13 protein-coding genes and 3 pseudogenes are annotated in these 14,414 nt (G+C 70.1%); 12 read left to right on the top strand and 4 right to left on the bottom strand.

Annotation, left to right across the window (positions count from 1 at the left end; all coding sequences use genetic code 11):
- The 7 genes and pseudogenes from SSOG_RS55180 to SSOG_RS39415 form a co-directional block, all read left to right on the top strand.
- Positions 1–333, top strand: a pseudogene (locus SSOG_RS55180) (FAD-binding monooxygenase); the annotation flags it as partial.
- The gene (locus SSOG_RS39390; protein ID WP_050800114.1) at positions 323–1,969 is read left to right on the top strand and encodes a fatty acyl-AMP ligase; all 1,647 of its coding nucleotides are present in this window, start codon (positions 323–325) and stop codon (positions 1,967–1,969) included. The pseudogene SSOG_RS55180 and the gene SSOG_RS39390, both read left to right, overlap by 11 nt.
- A complete protein-coding gene (locus tag SSOG_RS39395; protein ID WP_009719902.1) occupies positions 1,966–2,784 on the top strand; it encodes a ferritin-like domain-containing protein in 819 nt (272 codons plus the stop codon). Before SSOG_RS39390 ends, SSOG_RS39395 begins: the two co-directional genes overlap by 4 nt.
- Before the next feature lie 4 nt (positions 2,785–2,788).
- Positions 2,789–3,247, top strand: a complete 459-nt coding sequence (locus SSOG_RS39400) for a PaaI family thioesterase (protein WP_009719903.1) — start codon at positions 2,789–2,791, stop codon at positions 3,245–3,247.
- Position 3,248: 1 nt separating this feature from the next.
- Positions 3,249–3,524: an acyl carrier protein gene (locus SSOG_RS39405; RefSeq protein ID WP_009719904.1), complete on the top strand. Its 276-nt coding sequence runs from the start codon at positions 3,249–3,251 to the stop codon at positions 3,522–3,524.
- Positions 3,521–4,354 (top strand): SAM-dependent methyltransferase, encoded by an 834-nt coding sequence (locus SSOG_RS39410; protein WP_009719905.1) that lies wholly within the window; start codon positions 3,521–3,523, stop codon positions 4,352–4,354. Before SSOG_RS39405 ends, SSOG_RS39410 begins: the two co-directional genes overlap by 4 nt.
- Positions 4,355–4,391: 37 nt before the next feature.
- Positions 4,392–5,285 (top strand): acyl-ACP desaturase, encoded by an 894-nt coding sequence (locus tag SSOG_RS39415; protein ID WP_009719906.1) that lies wholly within the window; start codon positions 4,392–4,394, stop codon positions 5,283–5,285.
- Positions 5,286–5,307: 22 nt separating this feature from the next.
- Here SSOG_RS39415 and SSOG_RS39420 read toward each other — a convergent pair whose 3' ends face one another.
- On the bottom strand, positions 5,308–5,502 hold the full coding sequence (locus tag SSOG_RS39420) for a hypothetical protein (RefSeq protein WP_009719907.1): 195 nt from the start codon (positions 5,500–5,502) through the stop codon (positions 5,308–5,310).
- Between the two features lie 332 nt (positions 5,503–5,834).
- Here SSOG_RS39420 and SSOG_RS39425 point away from each other — a divergent pair, with 332 nt between their 5' ends.
- On the top strand, positions 5,835–6,356 hold the full coding sequence (locus tag SSOG_RS39425) for a cupin domain-containing protein (RefSeq protein ID WP_009719908.1): 522 nt from the start codon (positions 5,835–5,837) through the stop codon (positions 6,354–6,356).
- On the opposite strand, the gene SSOG_RS39430 is transcribed toward SSOG_RS39425, so the two are convergent.
- Both SSOG_RS39430 and tnpA read right to left on the bottom strand, forming a co-directional pair.
- Positions 6,320–7,333, bottom strand: coding sequence for an MsnO8 family LLM class oxidoreductase (locus SSOG_RS39430; RefSeq protein WP_009719909.1), 1,014 nt, complete (start codon positions 7,331–7,333; stop codon positions 6,320–6,322). The two genes, SSOG_RS39425 and SSOG_RS39430, sit on opposite strands and share 37 nt — an antisense overlap.
- A 169-nt stretch (positions 7,334–7,502) precedes the next feature.
- Positions 7,503–7,901: pseudogene (gene tnpA, locus SSOG_RS49730) on the bottom strand (IS200/IS605 family transposase); the annotation flags it as partial.
- Between the two features lie 24 nt (positions 7,902–7,925).
- Between tnpA and SSOG_RS39435 the strand changes: the two are divergent.
- The gene (locus SSOG_RS39435; RefSeq protein WP_050800115.1) at positions 7,926–9,140 is read left to right on the top strand and encodes an RNA-guided endonuclease InsQ/TnpB family protein; all 1,215 of its coding nucleotides are present in this window, start codon (positions 7,926–7,928) and stop codon (positions 9,138–9,140) included.
- A gap of 467 nt (positions 9,141–9,607) precedes the next feature.
- A pseudogene (helR, locus tag SSOG_RS49735) lies at positions 9,608–11,781 on the top strand (RNA polymerase recycling motor ATPase HelR).
- On the opposite strand, the gene SSOG_RS39450 reads toward helR, so the two are convergent.
- Complete coding sequence (locus SSOG_RS39450) at positions 11,771–12,526, bottom strand: helix-turn-helix transcriptional regulator (protein WP_009719913.1); 756 nt, start codon at positions 12,524–12,526, stop codon at positions 11,771–11,773. The pseudogene helR and the gene SSOG_RS39450 sit on opposite strands and share 11 nt — an antisense overlap.
- 54 nt (positions 12,527–12,580) lie before the next feature.
- Here SSOG_RS39450 and SSOG_RS39455 point away from each other — a divergent pair, with 54 nt between their 5' ends.
- Positions 12,581–13,795, top strand: a complete 1,215-nt coding sequence (locus tag SSOG_RS39455) for an MFS transporter (protein ID WP_009719914.1) — start codon at positions 12,581–12,583, stop codon at positions 13,793–13,795.
- A 102-nt stretch (positions 13,796–13,897) separates the two neighbouring features.
- A partial coding sequence (locus SSOG_RS39460) for an APC family permease (protein WP_009719915.1) occupies positions 13,898–14,414 on the top strand: 517 nt, incomplete at its 3' end.

Raw genomic sequence — 14,414 nt, forward strand, 5'->3', positions numbered from 1 at the left:
CTGCGCGCCGACGGTGCCGACGGGCTCGACCCGGTCCGCTTCCACCGCGAGGTCGCCGCCGTGGTCGACGTCGCCTGGCAGATGTCCACCGGCTCCGATCTGCGCTACCCCGGCGTCGTCGGGCCGCGCACTCCGCGCTCCCGCCTCGTCAGCGCCTATGCGGCCCGCGCCCAGGTGGCCGCGCACCGGGACCCGGCGGTCGCCCGCACCTTCATGCGCGTCGCCAACCTCACGCTCCCCCCGACCGCGCTGCTCGCCCCGCCCACCCTGCTGCGGGTGCTGCGGTCGGGTGGGCACCCCGCCCCGACACGAGGTGATCGCAGTGACGTTTGACGGGCTCCCCGGACTGACCGCGGCGTTCGACGAGGCCGCCGCCCGCAACCCCGGCCAGACCCTCTCCTTCCCCAGCGAGAACGAACGCCTCACCTACGCCGAACTGGCCGACTCCTCCCGGCGGATGGCCGCCGCGCTGCTGGCCGACGGCGCCACCGAGGGCGACACGGTCGGCATCCTCTGCCCGAACGGGGCCGCGTTCCTCCAGGGCGTGCTCGCCTCGGCCCGGATCGGCGCCGCGGCCTGCCCGCTCCCGCTGCCGATCGTCCTGCGCGATATCGAGGGCTATCTGCGGCGCACCCAGCGGATCATCGACACCGCCGGGCTGAGCCATGTGGTGACCGTTCCGGCGATGCGCGCCGTCACCGACCACCTCACCGGCCCCCGCGTCCACGACGCGGCCGGGCTCATCGCCGCGGGCGGCCCCGGCCCGCTGCCCCGGCCGGGTACGGGACACCCCGCCGTCATCCAGTTCACCTCGGGCAGCACCTTCGCCCCCAAGGGCGTCGTCCTCAGCCATGCCAACGTGCTCTCCTGCGCCGACTCGATCACCTCGGCCATCGCCATCGGGCCCGGCGACGGCTGGGGCAGCTGGCTGCCGCTCTTCCACGACATGGGCCTGTTCGGCACGCTCACCGGCCTGTTCCACGGACTTCCGGTCACCGTCTGGTCCCCGACGGCGTTCGTACGCAGCCCCCGGCGCTGGCTGAAGGAGTTCCTCCGTACGCCCTCCACGATCAACGCCATGCCGAACTTCGGCTTCGACCACCTCGTGGAAGCGATCCCCGCCGAGGAGGTGCCGTCGCTGGACATGTCGCGCTGGCGCGTGGCGTTCAACGGCGCCGAGTCCATCTCCGCCGCGTCCGTACGGGACTTCCTCGGCCACTTCGCCCCGGCCGGATTCCGGCCCGCCACGATGACCCCGGCGTACGGCATGGCCGAGGCCACCCTGCTGGTCACCCTTCCGCCCCTGGGGCGGGAGCCGCTGGTCGAGTGGGTCGACCGCGCCGCCCTCGCCGACGCCCGGACGGCGGTGCCGCTGGCCGAGGGCGCTCCCGGTGCACGCGGGATCGTCGCGCTCGGCCGGGCCGCGCCAGGGATGAGCTTCCGGGTAGTCGAGCAGGACAGCGCGCGGGTGCTGCCGGACGGCATGGTCGGCGAGATCCAGGTCCGCGGCGCCTCCGTGACCAGCGGATACCTCGGCGGTCTGGACGACCCGTTCACCGCGGACGGCTGGCTGCGCACCGGGGACCTCGGCTACCGGCGCGACGGCGAGCTGTACTTCACCGGCCGCTCCAAGGAAATGATCACCGTCCGCGGGGCCAATATCTATCCGCTCGACATCGAATCCGTCGCCCGCACGGTCCCCGGCATCTACAAGGGGCGCTGTGTCGCGTTCGCGCTCACCGAGGACAGCGAACACGAACAGATCGTGCTGTGCGCCGAAACCCGGCTGACCGACGCCGCGGAAAGGGACCGGCTCTCCGGGGAAATCCTCGCCCGCTGCACCTCGGTACTCGGTCTGCCCCAGCTGAATGTCCACCTCGTCGCCGCACGGTCGATTCCCCGCACCACCAGCGGAAAGCTCCAACGGCTCGGCATGCGGGACCAGATCATCGCGAAGGCGAATTCATGACCATTCACGCGCCGGACATGGACCGGATGCACAGTCTCGGAGTCTTCCGGCACTACGACAAAAGCCATTGGCGGCTGGCGGAACTTCCGCTCGGCGACGTGGACCGCTCCTTGGTCAAGCCGGAGTACATCACCCTGGTGAAGAGCGCCGTGATGGGCGAGTCCAATGTGATCGCCGCGGTGCACGGCTTCCTCAACGAGTTCGCCGACGACTACGACTTCTCGGCGTTCGCCGTGATCTGGGGCTATCAGGAGGTCCAGCACCACTTCGCGTTCACCTCCTGGCTCCAGGCCGTCGGCGAACACGTCGACAACCGGGCGGTGGCCGCGATGCGGGCGCCGTACGACCCCGGCTCGACCCCGTCCGCGACGCTCGCCACCAACATCATCTCCGAGCTGACCGTCAACCACGTCTACCGGGCCGTCTCCGCGTGGGTCGAAGAGCCCGCGCTGAAGGACCTGCTGCTGCGCGCCAGCCGCGACGAGGCCGGACACGCCAAGGAGTTCCGCCACTTCGCGGCCAAGCGCCTCGAACAGCATCCGCAGGAGACCGCCTCGGTCCTGGAGACGCTGTACTTCTACACCGCCGACGACCGCATCAAGCACCCGGTCGGCGTGTTCAAGTCCGGGCTCGCCGAGCTCGGCGACTCCGAAACCATCGACACCGGCTTCGCCCTCTTCCTCGACACGGTCGCCGACCAGGGCGAACTGGACGCGCTCCAGGGGAAGATCCGCCGTACCTTCTCCTCGCTGACCGGCTACGACCTCTCCTCCAACCGCGCCGTGCGGCGCGCCATCGCGAGGGCCCTGGGATGAGCCGATGAGCGCGCCCGCGCGGGACGCCGACGCCGTACCGCTGCCGTGGGCAGGCCGCGCCGACCACCACTGCTTCGGCTGCGCACCGGCCACCGCCAACCCCCGCGGCCTGTCCCTCACCTTCGAGCGGACCGGCGACCGGCTCGGCACCGCGTTCGTGCTGGACCACCACTACGAGTCCTACCCCGGCGTCGTACATGGCGGGATCCTCGGCCTCATCTGCGACGAGACGATGGGCAACCTCGTCGTCCTGCGGCTGGGCGTCCCGGCGCTGACCACCTCGATGCGGATGCGCTACCTCGGCGTCGTCTCCGTCGGCCACCGCTACCGGTGCACCGCCGAGGCCACCGAGGGCGCGGGCGGACTCCTCACCGCCCGCGCCGAGGTGCTCGACGAGCACGGCACCCCGGTGGCCACCGCCACCGCGCACTACCAACCACACCAGCACGCCGTGGAGGCATGACATGACCAGCAGCACCAGCACCACCACCGTCGCCGACATCACCCGTACGGTCACCGAGGTCGTCGCTGAGATCCTCGACCGCCCCGTGGACGCGCTGAGCCCCGACGCCGATCTGCGGGGCGTCGAGGGCGCCGACTCCATCAAGGTCGTGCGCATCATCGCCAAGATCGAGCAGACCTTCGACATCGAGCTGGAGGACGACGAGATCTTCGGCATCAACACCATCGGCGAGGTCGTGGCACTGGTCGAGAGGGCGACCGCGCGGGAGCGGTCATGACCGTCGTCGCCGCCACCAATCAGCACTACGACCTCGACCCCGAGATCTTCGCGCGGTTCCTCGACCCGCTGCGCAAGTACTCCTCCGCACTGTTCGCCTCCGACGACGACACCCTGGAGCGGGCCCAGCGGCGCAAGCTGGCGTGGGTCGCCGAACAGCTCGGGATCACCGGGGGCGAGCGGATCCTGGACGCGGGCTGCGGCTGGGGCGCCCTGCCGCTGTTCATGGCGGAGGAGTGCGGCTGCCGGACCGTGGGCATCAGCCCGGCGCCCCGCCAGCACGCCTACATCCGCGAGTGCGTCGCGGCACGCGGCCTCGGCGCTCTGGTGCACACCGAAGCCACGTCCTTCGAGGGGTACGAGCCCGAGCCCGGCGCGTTCGACGCCGTCACCCTGCTCGGGTCCGTCGTGCACATGGACGGCCTGGACGAGGTGTTCGCCACCATCCGCCGCGCGCTGCGGCGCGGCGGCAGCCTGTACCTGTCCGAGAGCTGCTTCCGCAGCGAGGCCATCCGCCGGGCGTTCGACGAACGCCCCGGCACCGACTTCATCCGCCACGGCATCTTCGGCTCCGGCGAGCTGCGCCCGCTGTCCGAACTCGTCGCCGCCGCCGAGGGAGCGGGCCTGTCCATCCGCGCGGTGCACGACCTCACCGCCGACTACCAGCGCACCATCGAGTGCTGGATGGCGAACGTACGGGCCGCCTCCCCGGCCCTGGAACAGCACGGCGAGGGTCTGACCGAGCGGCTGCTGCGGTACCTGGAGACCGCCAACGCCGGCTGGGGATACACCACCAAGCACTACGCCCTGGTATGCCGCAAGTCGCGCTGACGGCACCTGCCGTGCCCGGTGCGCGAGGAGGGACCACATGACCGCCACCAGCACCACCAGCACCACCAGCACCGCCTGCGCCGAAGCGGGCGTACTGCCCGCCGAGGACATCGCCCGCGCCGTCGGCCACTACTTCACCGGCGCCGCCCAGGCCCGCCCGTGGAGCGTCGAATCCGGCCTGGACTGGGACCTCGCCGACGCGAACCGGCTCTCCGCGGGACAGCGCTCCGCGGTCGAGTTCATCACCCTCATCGAGGACCACCTCCCGGGCTACTTCGCGCTCTACACCGAACACTTCCCCGTCGACGGCTCGGTGCCCCCCGAGGTCTACGCCCACAACCGCGAGCTGTACCACTTCACCATCCGCTGGGCCTCCGAGGAGGACACCCACGCCCGCGCCCTCACCCGCTACCAGGAGTCCTCCGGCATGGGCGACGCCACCTCCGTGCGCGAACAGCTCATCGTCCCCGGCCAGGCCCGCTTCGAGCTGCCCTACGCCCACCCCGTGCAGTTCTTCGCGTACGCCCTCATCCAGGAGAAGGCCACCCAGATCTACTACCAGCAGCTGCGCGCGGTGGTGGACGACCCGGTCCTCGCCCAGGTCCTGACCCGCCTCAGCCGCGACGAGGCCCGCCACTTCACCTTCATGGCCGACGTCCTCACGTCCTACCTGCGCGCCTACGGCGACGCCGTGGTCGAGCCGGTCAGAGAGGTCGTCGCGGGCTTCCGCATGCCCCTCTCCGACACCATCCGCGGCTACTGGCGCTGGGCCCTGAAGATCGCCGACACCGCCTCCTACGACCACACCGACGCCTATGAGCACCTGATCAAGGTCATCAACCGAGCCGTCGACACCCCCCGCAGCGAGCGCGTCGACCACCTGCTCGACTTCATCACCTCCTGCCGCACCCTGCGCCCGGCCACCGCTTGAGGGCCGACTCACCTGGTGTCAGTCAGGGCAACGGCACGCGGATCACGGGATCGAAGGGGTGCTTTTGAAAACCCGTCCGAAGGTTGCGGCAGCCCGGGGCCGTGCACATGAAGAATTCCTCGACGGTCTTGCGGCCTGTGCGGTTCTTCAGCCAGGACTTTTCGTCGGCGGTGAGACGCCGGTGCTGTTCGTCGGATTGGCAGGTGTAGCAGTACATCTTCTGCTCTCGCACGACACCTCCTGAAACGGGCAGACAGGCCGAACGGGAGCCTACGAAGCATGCTAGGGCAACGGATAGTGCGTAACAGGACAACTCGCCCAGACTCTTGTGGTGCCGGGGGTCGATGTCGATCACGTTCCGAAGCCTGTTGCGCGTCACGCCGAAACGCGAACGTCTCGCCTGGCAACCCTCCGGCCCACCCATTAACCTGGCAGTACTAGGTCCCCGGCCCTCCGCCCGGGCGGACCCAAGGTCATTCGCGAGCCCGATGCCACCTTTCAGAGGCGGGAGCCACCCTTGCGGTGGACACCTGCCGAGAGGAGCGCATCATGTCGTACCCGGAAGACCTCCAGTACCCGGAGCCCCGCTACCACGGCACCAGAGGTGAAGTGAACGCGGTGTTCCGTCCGGCCGACACACCGGCGGAACTCGCCTCGCCCAGCGGAGGCGCTACGCACTACCTCGCCACCAACGCGTCGACCGGTGGCGAATTCGGCCTGTACAAGGTGGAGATGGGGCCACGGGCCGGTGGGCCCGCGACGCACTTCCACAGGGCGGTGTCGGAGTCCTTCTACGTCCTCTCCGGCGAACTGGAGCTGTACAACGGCGAGAAGTGGGTCACGGGCCGCGAGGGCGACTTCCTGTACGTGCCGGTCGGCGGTCTGCACGCCTTCAAGAACGTGACCGACGAGCCCACGTCCATGCTGCTGCTCTTCGCCCCGGGCGCCCCGCGCGAGGAGTACTTCGAGCGCCTCGCGGAGGTGACGCGGCGCGGGGGCGAGGAACTCAAGCGGTTCCGCATCCGGCACGACAGCTACTTCGTGGAGGACTTCGAGTCCGGGGCGGAGTAGTCAGGTGCGGTGGCGTGCTGCATGACGAGTTCGTACGACCGCAGGCGGGCCGCCAGTGCGTAGACGGGCGTGACCAGCATCAGCTCGTCCGCCCCCGTCGCCTCCGCCACCTGCGCCAGGCGGCCTACGGCGGTCTCGGGCGTGCCGTGCGCCTGATGGGCCAGGAAGCCCGCCAGCGCCTGGCGCTCCTCCGCCGTGAAGGGGTGGGCGGATGCCTCGGCGGGCGAGGGGAAGGGGACCTCGCTGAGGCCCTTGAGGAGCCCGGCCTTGACGACGTTCATCGGTCCGGCCAGCCGCTCCGCCTCCTCCGGCGTCTCGGCGCAGATCGTTTCCACGCACACCAGCACCCGGGGGCGTTCACACCACGCGGAGGGCGAGAAGTGGGCCCGGTAGTGCTCCAGGGCGGCGAGGGTGTTGTCGGGGCGGATGTGGTGGGCGAAGGCGAGGGGCAGGCCGAGTTCCGCGGCGAGCGCGGCACCAGCGGTGCTGGACGCCAGCAGCCACGGTTCCGGGAGCGTACCGAGCGCCACTTCGTCCACCAGGAACCGCAGCGTCGCCGCCACATCGTCCCGGTACCCGTCGTCCGTCGTCGGACCGGCGCCGCGCCGCAGCGCCCGGGCGGTGGACTCGTCGAAGGTGCCGGGACCGCGGCCGATGCCCAGGTCGATGCGGTCCGGGTGCAGCGCGGCCAGGGTGCCGAACTGTTCGGCCAGCATGATCGGGGAGTGGTTGGGGGCGAGCACGCCCCCGGACCCCAGGCGGATCGCCGACGTCGACGCGGCGGCATGGGCGGTCAGGACGACGGGCGGGAAGGCACCGATGGCGGGGGAGTGGTGGTGTTCGGCGTACCAGAGCCGCCGGTAGCCGAGGGCGTCGAGACGCTGGGCGAAGGCGGTGGTGTCACGTAACGTGTCCACGGCCCGCGTACCGGTCTGGACCATGGCGACTTCCAGCGCGGAGAGCGGCAGGGTGATCATGTGGCCAGCATAGGGAGTTTCCGGCAGCCTCGGACGGCTGTTCTGCGCGCCGGTGGGGCCGTCGTCCGGTATGAGGCCGTCCGGGCGTTGAGGTCGGTGGCCCGTAGACCGGGGGCGAGGGCGTTGACCTTGACCCCCTCCTCGTCCAGCGTCTGGGCGTAGAACACGGTTTTTCGATGTACCGGTGCCCGATTGACAGCGGTGCTCCGCCGACCGATCCGGCGAAGTAGGCCCCGGCCCACAGTTTGTTCGCCCGGTAGTAGTGCTGCACGAGGTCCGGGAACTCCTGGCGGAGCCTGTGGGAGGAGACGCCCTTGAGGGAATTCACCAGCTTGGAGACAGCGACCTTGGGCGGGAAGTTCACCAGCAGATGCACATGGTTGGACTCGCCGTTGAACTCGGCCAACTCCGCCTCGAAGCCCGCGCACACGTTTCGCCTGATCTCCTCGCAGCACGTCAGATGGTGATCGGAGAAGACGTGATGCCGAAACTTCGTCACGAAAACCAAAAGTACGTGCGTGAGGAAAACGCAGTGCCGACCAGTTCTGATGTTCCTACCCTCAGCCATAACCCTAGTACGTATGGTGATGACGTGCAGCTTCGTTATCAGTACCGCGTCACCCTGACGCCCGGCCAGCGCATCAGCGCGGCCCGGGTGTTCGGGTGCAAGCGCGTGGTCTGGAACGATGCGCTCGCACTCCAGAAGCCGCGCAAGACGGCGAACAAGCGGCTCGGGAAGCCACAGCATCGCATGGCCGAGGGCCCGTACTGGGCAATTCCAAAGGCCGCCGAGCTGGGCAAGCTGCTCATCACGCGGGCGAAGAAGACCCCGGAGCGGGCATTCCTCACCCAAGCGCCGGTCGGCGTCCTCCAGCAGACCCTTCGTGACCTGGACAAGGCGTGGAAGGCACACGAGGACTCCAAGACCGGCAAACGCAAGGGACCGAAGATCGGTCCTCCGCGTCGCAAGTCCCGCAAGGACAACCGGCAGACCGCACGGTTCACCGTCTCCGACCGCTTCAAGATCACCGAGGACGGCAAACTGCGTCTGCCGAAGATCGGCGACGTGCGGGTGAAGTGGACCCGCGACCTGCCGTCGGTCCCGTCAAGCGTGACACTGATCAAGGATCGGTCCGGCCGGTACTGGGCCTCCTTCGTTGTCGAGACCGATCCGGCGGACGACGTGTTCGCGCCGGTCGGCGGGGACCAGGGCATCGACCTCGGACTGACCCGGTTCGCGGTCCTCGCCGACGGCTCGCACATCGCATCCCCGCAATACCTGCGGAGAGCGGAGAAGAAGCTGAAGAAGCGGCAGCGGGAGCTGTCGCGGAAGAAGAAGGGAAGCAACAACCGGGACAAGGCCCGGATCAAGGTCGCTCGCGCTCACGCCCAGGTAGCGGATGCGCGCCGGAACTTCCACCACCAGTGGAGTCACCGCCTGACGAGTGAGAACCAAACCGTCTTCGCGGAGACCCTGAACGTGCGGGGTATGGCGCGGGGCCGCCTGGCCCAGAGCGTGCACGACGCCGGATGGGCACAGTTCGTGTCCTTCCTGGACTACAAGGCGACCCGGCGCGGACGCACCTTCATCAAGGTCGCCCGCGACTTCCCGTCCTCCCAGATCTGCTCGGCCTGCGGGTACCGGGACGGAAAGAAGCCGCTCCAGGTCCGGGTATGGACATGTCCGGGCTGCGGGGTCCGGCACTGCCGGGACTGGAACGCGGGCAAGAACGTCCGACACGAAGGTCGCCGCATCCTCGCGGCAACAGCACCACCCACCCCCGGACCGGGGGCCTCACGCCGGTAACGGCGTCGAGTAAACGTCTGCGGAGCGCACGTAAGACCAGGCGGCAGCCCGGCGGCGCGCACAACCCCCACGGTCGTGGGGAGGAAGCAGGAACCCACCCGGAGTGGGCGGACCTCACAGCGAGGACCACCCACAGACGGAGAATCCTCGCCCTTCAGCGCGATCGGAGGAGGTCAATCACCGCTACGTCGATCCGCACCAAGCCCCCTTGTGACGACAGCATGCTCAATTCTGTCGTACTCGGGGGCGTCTGTGCAGGATGAATGCGGGGCAGGATGAATGCGGGGAAGGAATCAACGATCGGGCGGTACAGGACGGCCGCGGAACTTTCCGGGCAGCCGGGTCATCACCCACTCCTCGCCACTCTCAACGTATAGCGCACCAGGGGCCTTGCGGCAAGGCCCCCATCGTGCCGCAGAATTTCCGGCCGAAGCCAGGACCTGCGGAAACGGAGTCGCGACGTGCGTGTGTTGTTGTCGGAGCAAGGGGCGAGCGGGCCCGTAAGCGCGTTCGAACTTCCCGACCGCCTCTCGCCCAAGGCCGACCCGGCGCTGATCGCCGGGGACGAACGGCACTTCGCGGCCATCGCGGAGTGCCTCGAACAGTCGATCGCCGAGCTGTCCGACAGCCTCGAAGCCGCGCGCAAGGCGCCCGGTGGCGTCGGCAGGCAGGCGATGGACCGGGACACGGAGATCCACCGGCTGACCGCCCGCCTGCGCGCGCTGCGCCGCTTCGGCCTGGACCTGTGCCTCGGGCGCATGGTCGGTGAGGACGGCACCGAGCCCGTGTACGTCGGACGGCTCGGCCTCAAGGACAGCACGGGCCGTCAACTGCTGCTCGACTGGCGTTCCCCCGCGGCCGAGCCGTTCTTCGGGGCCACCCACGCCAACCCCATGGGTCTGGCGAGCCGCCGCAGATACCGCTGGACCCTCGGCCGGATCAGCGACTACTGGGACGAGGTGTTCACCGCGGACGGGATCGCCGGGCACGCCGCGCTGGACGACCAGTCCGCCTTCATCGCCAGCCTGGGCGGCAACCGGTCGCCCCGGATGCGCGATGTGCTCGGCACCATCCAGGCTGACCAGGACGCCATCATCCGGGCGGGCTCCCGGGGCGCCCTCGTCGTGGACGGCGGTCCGGGTACGGGGAAGACCGTCGTCGCCCTGCACCGCTCCGCCTACCTCCTCTACTCCGACCCGCGCCTCGCACACCGCCGGGGCGGTGTGCTGTTCGTCGGCCCGCACCAGCCCTATCTGACCTACGTCGCCGACGTCCTGCCCAGCCTCGGGGAGGAGGGCGTGCGGACCTGCACCCTGCGGGACCTCGTCGCCGAGGGGGCCGGAGCGGCGGTCGAGGCCGACCCGGAGGTGGCCCGGCTGAAGTCGTCCGCGGACATGGTGGCGGCGATCGAGAAGGCCGTCAGGTTCTACGAGGAGCCGCCCGCCGAAGGCATGACGGTCACGACCGACTGGGCCGACATCTGGCTGGGCGCCGACGACTGGGCCGAGGCGTTCGACGCACCGGAGCCGGGCACGCCGCACAACGAGGCGCGCGAGCAGATCTGGGCGGAGCTGGCCCGCGATCCTGCGGGACAAGCTCGACGAGGAGATCTCGCCCGATGTCTTCCGGAGGTCGCTGCTGCACGACGAAGACCTGGTCACGACGCTCAACCCGCGCATGGCCGCTGATCGAGGCGGCCGACCTCGTCGGCGACCTGTGGTCCGTACCCGCCTATCTGCGGATGTGCGCCCCCTGGCTCGGCCCCGACGAGGTGCGGAAGCTGCGGCGCAAGGAGGCTCCCCAGGCCTGGACGGTGTCCGATCTGCCGCTGCTGGACGCGGCGCGGCAGCGGCTCGGCGACCCGGAGACGGCCCGGCGCGCGCTTCGGCACCGGGCCGCCGTCGACGCCGAACGCCGCCGCATGGCCGACGTCATCGACAACGTGCTCGCGGCCGATGACGACGGGGAAGGCGCGGTGACGATGCTGCGCGGACGGGACCTCCAGGACAGCCTGATCGACGAGACCGCACTGCCCAGCGGCGATCCGGACCTGCTCGCCGGTCCGTTCGCGCACATCGTCGTGGACGAGGCGCAGGAACTGACCGACGCGGAGTGGCAGATGCTGCTGCTGCGGTGCCCGTCCCGGAGCTTCACCATCGTCGGGGACCGGGCCCAGGCCCGGCACGGGTTCACGGAGTCGTGGCAGGAACGGCTGGAGCGGGCCGGGCTCGACCGGATCGACCTGGCCACGCTGAGCATCAACTACCGGACACCGGAAGAGATCATGGCAGCAGCCGAGCCGGTCATCCGGGCCGAGCTCCCGGACGCCAACGTGCCGACCTCCATCCGCAGCGGCAACGTCCCCGTCGAACACGGCTCCGTCGCGGACCTGACCACGATCCTCGACACCTGGCTCGCCGCACACGACGAGGGAACCGCCTGCGTCATCGGTACCGGAGCCGAGACCTTCCACGCCACGCCCCGCGTTCGGTCGTTGACCCCGGAGCTGTCGAAGGGGCTCGAATTCGACCTGGTCGTCCTCGTCGACCCGGAGGAGTTCGGCGAGGGCATCGAAGGAGCGGTCGACCGCTATGTGGCGATGACCCGGGCGACACGGCAGCTCGTCATCCTCACGAGCTAGCCGGAATGGGCTGGTGGGCTCCCGGCGTGTGTCCGAAGGTACGGCGGAACACATCGATGAACGCGCTGGCGGACGACCAGCCGCACCGGTGCGCCACGCTGGTCACCGGAAGGTCCTCGGCCAGCAGGATCAACGCGTGGTACAGGCGCAGCTGGGTGCGCCACTGCGGGAAGGTCATGCCGAGGTCGGCCTTGAAGTGGCGGGAGAGGGTGCGGTCGCTGGCGCCGACCTCCCTGCCCAGGGCGGCCAGGGTGCGGCCGTCGGCCGGATCGTCGCGCAGGATCTCGCACACCGCCCTCAGCAGAGGGGCGGTGGGCGTGGGCAGGTGCAGCGGCTGCTGGGGCGAGGCCCGCAACTGGTCGAGCAGTACGGCCCGCAGCCGCCCGCGCTCGGGGCTGTCGTCGTGCGGGGTGTGGGTGTAGACGAGGATCAGTTCACGGAGGAGGGGGCCGACCGCCAGCACGGTCGGCTCGTCCAGCCCGAGCGGGTTGTCGCTCGCGTCCAGGCCGACCAGGTGCAGTTCGAGTTCGCCGTGGGCCTGGTGGGCGTGCACGGTGCCGGCCGGCACCCAGATGGCGCGTGTGCCCGGGGCGATCCAGGTGCCGGTGCCGGTCGTCACGGCCAGCACTCCGCGCCCCGCGTAGACGATCTGGTGGTCGTCGTGGCGATGGGCGTCGATGGCGGCCCCGGGCGCCAGCCACTGGGTACGGGTCGGTGCCACCGGCTCATGGCGGACTTTCGGCATGGGTTGGCAGTTTATCGGAAGCCCGACAGGGCGCCCGGTGAAGACGATGGCGATGTGCCCAGGAACAAGTCCATCATCATGCTGTCGGTCGGCCACGCCTGCGTGGACGTCTACCAAGGCGCCGTCGCGTCGCTCGTCCCCTTCTTCGTGGCCGAGCGCGCGTACAGCTACGCCGTGGTCTCGGGCATCGTGCTCGCCGCGTCCCTGCTGTCCTCGGTGGCCCAGCCGGTGTTCGGCGCGCTCACCGACCGCTGGGCGATGCCCTGGCTGCTGCCGGTGAGCACGGTCCTCGGAGGGCTGGGGATCGCCCTGAGCGGGGTGAGTGGTTCGTACGCCTGGACGCTGGCGTTCGTGGCCGTGTCCGGTATCGGGGTCGCCGCCTACCACCCCGAGTCCGCGCGCGTCGCGCGGCGCGTGAGCGAGGGCAGCCACAGCGCGATGGCCTGGTTCTCCCTCGGGGGCAACCTCGGCTTCGCCACCGCGCCGCTCATGGTCGGCGCCGTGGTCGCCACCGGCGGTCTGCGCCTGACGCCGCTGCTCGTCGTACCGGCGCTCGTCGGCAGTGTGCTGTGCCTGCCCGTCCTGCGCGCACTGGGCGGGCCGGTGCGCGGCGGCTCGGGTGCGGCGGTGGCGACGGGCACCGATGACGTCGCCTCGTTCGTGAAGCTGTCGCTGGCCGTGGTCTGCCGGTCCATCGTCTTCATCGGCCTGAGCACGTTCATCTCGCTGTACGTCCAGCAGCGCCCGGGCGGCAGCACGGCGGCGGGCACGGCGGCGCTGTTCGTGCTCTACGTCGGCGGCGCGGTGGGCTCCGTGCTGGGCGGGCAGCTGGCCAACCGCTGGGACCGGGTCACCGTCGCCCGCTGGTCGTACCTCGTCACGGTCGCCGCGGTCGCGGGCATCGTGTGCGTGCCCGGCCCGGCGATCTACGTGTTCGTGGCGCTGACCTCCGTCGGCCTGTACGTGCCCTTCTCCCTCCAGGTCACCCTCGGCCAGGACTATCTGCCCACCCGCACCGGCACCGCCAGCGGGATCACCCTCGGGCTGACCGTCAGCATCGGCGGTCTGGTCACCCCGCTCATCGGCGGTGTGGCCCACGCGACCTCCCTGCGCATGGCCCTGGCCCCGCTGATCCTGATGCCCGCCCTGAGCTGGCTGCTGTTCCGTACGCTGCCCGAACCCACCGCGCCGGGCGCCGCCAGCCGTCGCCCGGAGCCTCGGCCGGGCCCTCGCCCGGGCCGTCGTCGGGTACATAGCGCTGACAGTTGAGGGTGCGGCAGATCGCGTCGAACGTCGTCGCCGAGGCATTATCCACTCGCCCGCCGGGAAGGAATCACCTTATTCAGTGCAGAACGCCCCAGGGGAGTCGTCGTGCCCGCAGCCAGAAGCGATGCCACCGATGCACCGGGGAGCGGGGAGGAGACCCCGCTGAAGCGGGCCATCGGCCCCAAACTGCTGATCCTCTTCGTGATCGGCGACATCCTCGGCACCGGGATCTACGCCACCACCGGCCAGGTCGCGGGCAAGGTCGGCGGGGCGCTGTGGCTGCCGTTCGTCATCGGGTTCGTCGTGGCCATCCTGACGGCGGCCTCGTACGTCGAACTGGTCGGCAAGTATCCGCAGGCGGCCGGTGCCGCGCTGTACACCCAGAAGGCGTTCGGGGTGCCGTTCGTGACGTTCATCGTCGCCTTCATGGTCATGTGTTCGGGCCTGTCCTCGGCGAGTGCGGCGGCCCGGGCCTTCAGCGGCGACTACCTCGCCGAGTTCACGGACGCCCTCCCGCCCACTTTCGTCGCGATCCTGTTCATCCTCGCCCTGGCCGCCCTCAACCTGCGGGGTGTGTCGGAGTCCGTGAAGACCAACGTGGTGCTCACGCTCGTCGAGCTGA

The organism is Streptomyces himastatinicus ATCC 53653, assembly GCF_000158915.1.
Classification (GTDB): Bacteria; Actinomycetota; Actinomycetes; order Streptomycetales; family Streptomycetaceae; genus Streptomyces; species Streptomyces himastatinicus.

Excerpts from the sequence above, each read along its gene's own strand:
- SSOG_RS39395 (WP_009719902.1), top strand. The coding sequence starts at position 1,966 with ATGACCATTCACGCGCCGGACATGGACCGGATGCACAGTCTCGGAGTC.
- SSOG_RS39400 (WP_009719903.1), top strand. The coding sequence starts at position 2,789 with ATGAGCGCGCCCGCGCGGGACGCCGACGCCGTACCGCTGCCGTGGGCA.
- SSOG_RS39405 (WP_009719904.1), top strand. The coding sequence starts at position 3,249 with ATGACCAGCAGCACCAGCACCACCACCGTCGCCGACATCACCCGTACG.
- SSOG_RS39410 (WP_009719905.1), top strand. The coding sequence starts at position 3,521 with ATGACCGTCGTCGCCGCCACCAATCAGCACTACGACCTCGACCCCGAG.
- SSOG_RS39415 (WP_009719906.1), top strand. The coding sequence starts at position 4,392 with ATGACCGCCACCAGCACCACCAGCACCACCAGCACCGCCTGCGCCGAA.
- SSOG_RS39420 (WP_009719907.1), bottom strand. The coding sequence starts at position 5,502 with ATGTACTGCTACACCTGCCAATCCGACGAACAGCACCGGCGTCTCACC.
- SSOG_RS39425 (WP_009719908.1), top strand. The coding sequence starts at position 5,835 with ATGTCGTACCCGGAAGACCTCCAGTACCCGGAGCCCCGCTACCACGGC.
- SSOG_RS39430 (WP_009719909.1), bottom strand. The coding sequence starts at position 7,333 with ATGATCACCCTGCCGCTCTCCGCGCTGGAAGTCGCCATGGTCCAGACC.
- SSOG_RS39450 (WP_009719913.1), bottom strand. The coding sequence starts at position 12,526 with ATGCCGAAAGTCCGCCATGAGCCGGTGGCACCGACCCGTACCCAGTGG.